General features: G+C 38.9%; 6 protein-coding genes and 1 pseudogene. 2 read left to right on the top strand and 5 right to left on the bottom strand.

The annotated features are described in order from the left end of the window. A pseudogene (locus tag RQ763_RS08965) lies at positions 1-460 on the top strand (AAA family ATPase); the annotation flags it as partial. 322 nt (positions 461-782) lie between these two features. Beyond that, a complete protein-coding gene (locus tag RQ763_RS08970; protein ID WP_314152478.1) occupies positions 783-1,856 on the top strand; it encodes a site-specific integrase in 1,074 nt (357 codons plus the stop codon). Positions 1,857-2,028: 172 nt separating this feature from the next. On the opposite strand, the gene RQ763_RS08975 is transcribed toward RQ763_RS08970, so the two are convergent. Genes RQ763_RS08975 through RQ763_RS08995 form a run of 5 tightly spaced genes read right to left on the bottom strand, consistent with a single transcriptional unit; the run spans position 2,029 to position 5,354 of the window. After that, positions 2,029-2,328: a hypothetical protein gene (locus tag RQ763_RS08975; RefSeq protein WP_314152479.1), complete on the bottom strand. Its 300-nt coding sequence runs from the start codon at positions 2,326-2,328 to the stop codon at positions 2,029-2,031. A 32-nt stretch (positions 2,329-2,360) separates the two neighbouring features. Next, on the bottom strand, positions 2,361-2,582 hold the full coding sequence (locus tag RQ763_RS08980) for a hypothetical protein (protein ID WP_314152480.1): 222 nt from the start codon (positions 2,580-2,582) through the stop codon (positions 2,361-2,363). Further along, positions 2,582-4,198 carry a DNA primase gene (dnaG, locus tag RQ763_RS08985; protein ID WP_314152482.1) on the bottom strand — a complete coding sequence of 539 codons (1,617 nt, stop codon included), beginning with the start codon at positions 4,196-4,198 and terminating at the stop codon, positions 2,582-2,584. Before dnaG ends, RQ763_RS08980 begins: the two co-directional genes overlap by 1 nt. Beyond that, positions 4,195-5,166: a hypothetical protein gene (locus tag RQ763_RS08990; protein ID WP_314152483.1), complete on the bottom strand. Its 972-nt coding sequence runs from the start codon at positions 5,164-5,166 to the stop codon at positions 4,195-4,197. Before RQ763_RS08990 ends, dnaG begins: the two co-directional genes overlap by 4 nt. After that, positions 5,163-5,354 carry a hypothetical protein gene (locus RQ763_RS08995; protein WP_314152485.1) on the bottom strand — a complete coding sequence of 64 codons (192 nt, stop codon included), beginning with the start codon at positions 5,352-5,354 and terminating at the stop codon, positions 5,163-5,165. The genes RQ763_RS08990 and RQ763_RS08995 overlap by 4 nt, the downstream gene beginning before the upstream one ends. Positions 5,355-5,443: the final 89 nt, after the last annotated feature.

Below are 5,443 nucleotides of genomic sequence, written 5' to 3' on the forward strand. Positions count from 1 at the left end.
CCTTATAATCAGTGAATCAAATCCGTTTGAACTTAATATTACAAAAGTAGCTGCCAACATAGAAGTGAGCCGAAATACTTTGTATGCTTATCTGCATCATCTTGACCGTGGCGGACTTCTCTGCATCGTAGGAAGTAGTAAAAAAGGGATAACAAAACTCTCTAAACCTGAAAAACTTTATCTCAATAATACAAATATCTTTTATACCTTTGCTACAGAGCCGAAAATAGGAACGATAAGAGAGACATATTTTGTGTCACAAATAAAATCTTTGCACAACATAGAAGTAAGTGACAGAGGTGATTTTGTAGTGGATGGTAAATATACTTTTGAAGTAGGTGGAGAGGGCAAATCATTTGGGCAAATCAAAGATATACCAAACTCTTATTTGGTCATAGATACAGACAGTACAGAAAATAAAAACAAAATCCCACTTTGGCTTTTTGGCTTTTTGTATTAGTGTTGCTTAGGGCTTATAGCAATAAAAAATCTTCATAAAAGGTAGCTTACAAGCTAAAACATAGTTTTAATGTTTAGGTGAAAATTGCATTTGATAAAGTTCATTGTTTGAGGAGTTTAGCAGTGGTGGGTTCTGAGTGACTTGAACACTCGACCACCCCGTTATGAGACAAGCGTACCATTTTATAAATCTTTGCAAATGCCTATGTATAAGCCTTTTTTGTGGGCTTGTAATTATTGATTAATGCTGTTTGTTGTATAGTATTGCTTAGGAAGTCGGTACCCAACTCGGTACCCAATTTTATAAAGTAGGGGTTATAAAAATGGCAATTGATAGAAGTTGTTATCCGCATAAAGTGGATGTAGGGTTATGGGCTGATAATTTATTTATGGTTTTTTTGTATAGATTTAATTATGATAAAAAAGAATATAGCGGTCTGATTGATTTTAGTTCTAAACGCAACTGGAGTAAAAAAGATAAAATCTCTCAGGCTAAGAGTGAGATGAGCAGTATTAAAAACAAGAAGAAAGATAGTGTGCAGAATGAGGATATTATACTTGATGCTTTTATGATTGAATATTTTTCACATCTTAAGCAGACAAAATATGTAAAAATTCGTAGAAGTCATTATGAGCGGTATATTGCACCGTTTTGTGGTAAAAAAAAAGTTGTAGATATTCGGCAGTTGCACATACGTGAATCTATAAAGTTTCAAGAAGAGAGTGGACTTGCTCCAAGAACTGTTAAGCAAACACTTGAAGTTCTTGCACCGGCTTTTAAAAATGCAATTGCAAACCGTCTTATAGCGTTTAATCCGCTCGACGGTATAAAGATAAAACTCCCAAAGACTAAAAAGATAGTGAGCAGTGCTACGCAAAAGCTCAAAGAGATACATGATGCCATTTATGCGGTTTATGGAACTGACCCTTTTTATCTCTCACTTTATCTCTTTGCACTGCAAGGACGTAGGCGCGGGGAAATACTTTCTCTTAGGTGGGAGGATATAGTTCTTGAATACAACTACTATATTTTGCGCAACACTAAAAACAATGAAGAGCAAAAGATATTTTTGCCGCAAGTTATCAAAGAGCAGCTTTTACAAATCCCTCGTGTGAATGGATGGGTATTTGCTTCTCGGATCAGCGGCGAGCATCTCGTAGATATACGCAAAGCGACAAACAAAATAAAGAGGTATCTCAACGATGAGAGTTTTGGCATACACTATCTGCGCAATGTCATGGTATCGGCGATGGCAGAGCAAGGATTTGATAGCATACACTTAAGCGGTGCGCTTGGGCATAATGACCCGAACACCATCAAGAAATATCTCACTATGAACTATCTCAAGTCTAGTGAGATGGCGAGCGGGGTTATTGATGGGATTGTGGGGAAGTGAGTTTATAAACTCTTAGATTAATTTCTCTATTATGTAGCAATTTATAAGCATAAGCATTTTTAGTTTTGCAATAATATCCTTTTGGGATACTAAGTGCTATCTGCAAGCTGCGCATACTCAAAGAAAATCTTTGCCAGTTCTGAGTTGTAACTTTTATGAGTTTCATTTTATTCTACACTCTTATAAAGGCAGGTGGATGGTTTAGGCTTTGAAATGATAATGCAAATGCTCTCTCTCTAGTATCATCACTCCATTTTCCAACTTGAAGCGTTCTCGCTCTTCTGAACTGCAACTCTTCTTTTCTTTTACGCTTACCCAATTTGTTACCGTCTTTTCTTTCTACTTTTCCATTTGTAAGATTTTGGTATTCTCGAAATTCCATATCGTCAATAATGCCTTTTGCTATGTCTTTGTTCATCTCTTCGCCTAGTGGGTCATCTATTATTATAATTTGTGGTCTTGTGGTTTCCATTTTGATCTCGCTGTAGAGTTGATTAATTTTGTCTAGATAACTTTGCAGTGCAACTCCTTTGTGTTAGCTACATACTGCTCGGCAATATGTTTTTCTATAGCCTCACTCCACTCAAGCGCGATATTGCCTGCGCCGATGAGTTCGTATGCGTGATGCGTTATCTCTTCATCTCTTAAGTATATCATCTTCTGCGCGATATGGCTCATAGTCTCAGACAACTCTTTTAGTTGCTGTGGTAGTGTTTCTCTACTCATCACGCGCTCACTCTTACATCTCTCATTAAAGTGTGGATGATGCCTTTTATCTTCTTTATCTCAAACGCTTTTCTCTCAAAACTCTCGCTTGAGTGGATAATAGCTTGAAGCTTTTTATTGTTATATGTAATCAGCATTGTTTTTAGCTGGTTCAACAACTCCTCGTCTGTGTAAACACTTAGCTCTTCTCTTAGAAGCAGTCCTTGCAGCTGTTTGTCGCCCTGCATAAGCATAGCGAACTCTTTTGAGTGAAATTCAAATACATCTGCGTCTATGCAATCAAGCACGATACTGAGTTTTGCTTCACTCTCGCTAGCTGTTTTGATGATGTTCATCTCCGCTATGTTGATATGATCTAGTATAACTGCTGGACTGCTTCGTGTCTGCCTTGTTGCTATATGCGCTTGGTTTATCTGCAAGATTTTAGCAATATAGGGCTTATACTCATCTTGGATGACAGGGCTTAGAGTTTGCAAAAACAACTGCACTTCTCTAAGCGCCTCTTCTTTTTGTTGTGGTACGTTGATATTGTACGCGCCGGCTATGTGACTTAGCGCAAACTTGATAAGCGGTGTGTTTTGCTTCATGATAAAATGTAGCTCTTCTGCGCTTCCATCTGCCACCATGTCGGCTGGGTCCTTTCCCTCGGGAAATAGTACCACTCCGCCAAAGATACCATGTGCGCTTAAAAGCTTACTTGCTTTAAACGCTGCTGCAATTCCGGCTTTGTCTCCATCATAACAAAGAAGCGCTTTTGCACCTACTTTTTTGATAAGCACGCAATGCTGCTCCGTTAGTGCTGTTCCCATTGTAGCAACAGCAGTTTTAACGCCTGCTTGATGCAGCATAATAACATCAAAATATCCCTCGGTAATAACAAACGTGCCTTTTTCATAGATAAAAGGTTTCGCGATATTGTAGCCGTAGAGATTACGCGATTTGTCAAAGAGTTTGGTTTGAGGGCTGTTGATATACTTTGCGCCCTCGCCTTTTGTGATACGTCCGCCAAAACCTATAAGCTTGCCTGTATGGTTGCGAATAGGGAAACTAATACGATTAACTAGCCTTGCGTAAGTTTTGCCGCTGTCGTCCACCGCAAGTACCCCACACTCTATGGCATCTTGCACATTAAAGAACTGCGCACTAAAAGATGCCATCTGCTCTTTAGATGAAGTAGTAAAACCTATCTCAAAAGTTTTTATGCTCTCTAGCGTAATGCCTCTGCCTTGTAGATACTCGCCTGTTGGACTGTCGAGACGTTCTACATAGTAGTTGTTGATATGTTCCATGACCCGCGAGTAGTCTTTTTCGACTGTGCCTGTATTGTCATGTTCAAGTTTGAAATTTAAGTCGTTGGCGATATCCTCCGCCGCTTCCACAAACGTAAGCTTTTTATACTCTTCCACAAACTTTATAGCATCGCCACCGGCACCGCATCCGAAGCAGTGAAATATCTGCTTACGAGGAGACACCACAAAGCTAGCGGTCTTCTCGCTATGAAAAGGACAAGGAGCTTTAAAGTTGCCACCGTTTTTTTTCAGCTCCATACAAGAGCTTATCACGTCCACTATGTCGATTTTTGCTTTTAGGGCTTCTAGGGAGGATGTGGTTATCATTTTAGCTCCCACATATCGCACTTGCCTATCTCAATAGGCATATACTGTTCCTCTTTAAGTGTACTCGCAAAATCATCATCAAAAAACATAGGCATACATATATATCTTATATCTTTACCCTCAAACATAAACGGAAGTTTGGCTTCATTGTAACCAAAGCTTTCAAATTCAAAAGTAGGCAGGTAACTCTCATCTATCCATAGCATATTTCCATCTACGGTTTTTAATGCTCTTATGTCGCAGTTGAGTTGCTTTTCGTTACCATCTTCTCTATATAAAACACCCTCTTGTAAAAGCTCATCTTTGCTCATTCTCACTTTAAGTTCTCTTGGGATAATCCTTTCATAATCAGGATACTTACCAAAACCACTTTGCGAATGTGCATAGTATTTATCATCAGCAGTCAAATAGAGAGTATCATAAACTCTAAATAGTCTTGCTTCCTTGTTTTTTGCATACTCCAAGCAGATAGACTTGTGTATGAGAATGTCTTTTACCTGCGTAGTGTTTTTGTAGGCAATAAGGCGTCTTGTGTCCGTTGCCACTATGTCGTTTTCTCCAAAATAAACACACTCCAGCTCACTCTTGCCAGTGTAAAAGTCTGCAATGTCGGCAATCGTCTTTAGCATCTCTCTATCTAAAACCAGCTCCTCTGCATCTTTTGTCATATCTTCAAACAGAGATTTGCTTATCTCAAAAGTGCCAAGGGGCGAGGAGTGCTGAAAAGTTAAAGCCAGCCCAGGGGTGCCGAGGCTGTAAAGATTTAAAGCCTGCACTATCGCTTCCTCGTTATACTTCTCATCTTCTCTGTCAAAATCAATGTCGTATCTGCTAGGACTTAAATTTGATATAAAACTTTGATAGTCGCCTTTGTATTGTGTTGCTATTGTTTTGATATCATCTTCATCAATATCAATCTCTGCATAGCCACTATAATAAATCTTTACTGTTGTTATTGTCTTGCTCATATCAACTCCCTTATGTACTCTTCTATTTTTTCGATCACATAACTGCTTACTTCTTTTTTGTTAAGCACTTTGCCATCTTTAGCTATTTGGAGTTGCACTAGCACGCCATATTCTTGGTTTATGCTTTTACGCATGGCAGCGACACATCTAAATTTATACTCTTCGCCGTTTACAACGATTGACTTCATCTCAGCACTCCACTTTCTCTTTCTTTTTTAAAGCTTTTTTTCTTTCTGCGGGATCTTGCATCTTCTTATGGTATCGCTGACGCTCGCGC

The organism is Sulfurimonas sp., assembly GCF_032250635.1.
Lineage (GTDB): Bacteria > Campylobacterota > Campylobacteria > Campylobacterales > Sulfurimonadaceae > Sulfurimonas.

Bases quoted from the DNA above. Each gene is read 5' to 3' on its own strand.
- RQ763_RS08980 (WP_314152480.1), bottom strand. From the start codon at position 2,582: ATGAGTAGAGAAACACTACCACAGCAACTAAAAGAGTTGTCTGAGACT.
- RQ763_RS08990 (WP_314152483.1), bottom strand. From the start codon at position 5,166: ATGAGCAAGACAATAACAACAGTAAAGATTTATTATAGTGGCTATGCA.
- dnaG (WP_314152482.1), bottom strand. From the start codon at position 4,198: ATGATAACCACATCCTCCCTAGAAGCCCTAAAAGCAAAAATCGACATA.
- RQ763_RS08975 (WP_314152479.1), bottom strand. From the start codon at position 2,328: ATGGAAACCACAAGACCACAAATTATAATAATAGATGACCCACTAGGC.
- RQ763_RS08995 (WP_314152485.1), bottom strand. From the start codon at position 5,354: ATGAAGTCAATCGTTGTAAACGGCGAAGAGTATAAATTTAGATGTGTC.
- RQ763_RS08970 (WP_314152478.1), top strand. From the start codon at position 783: ATGGCAATTGATAGAAGTTGTTATCCGCATAAAGTGGATGTAGGGTTA.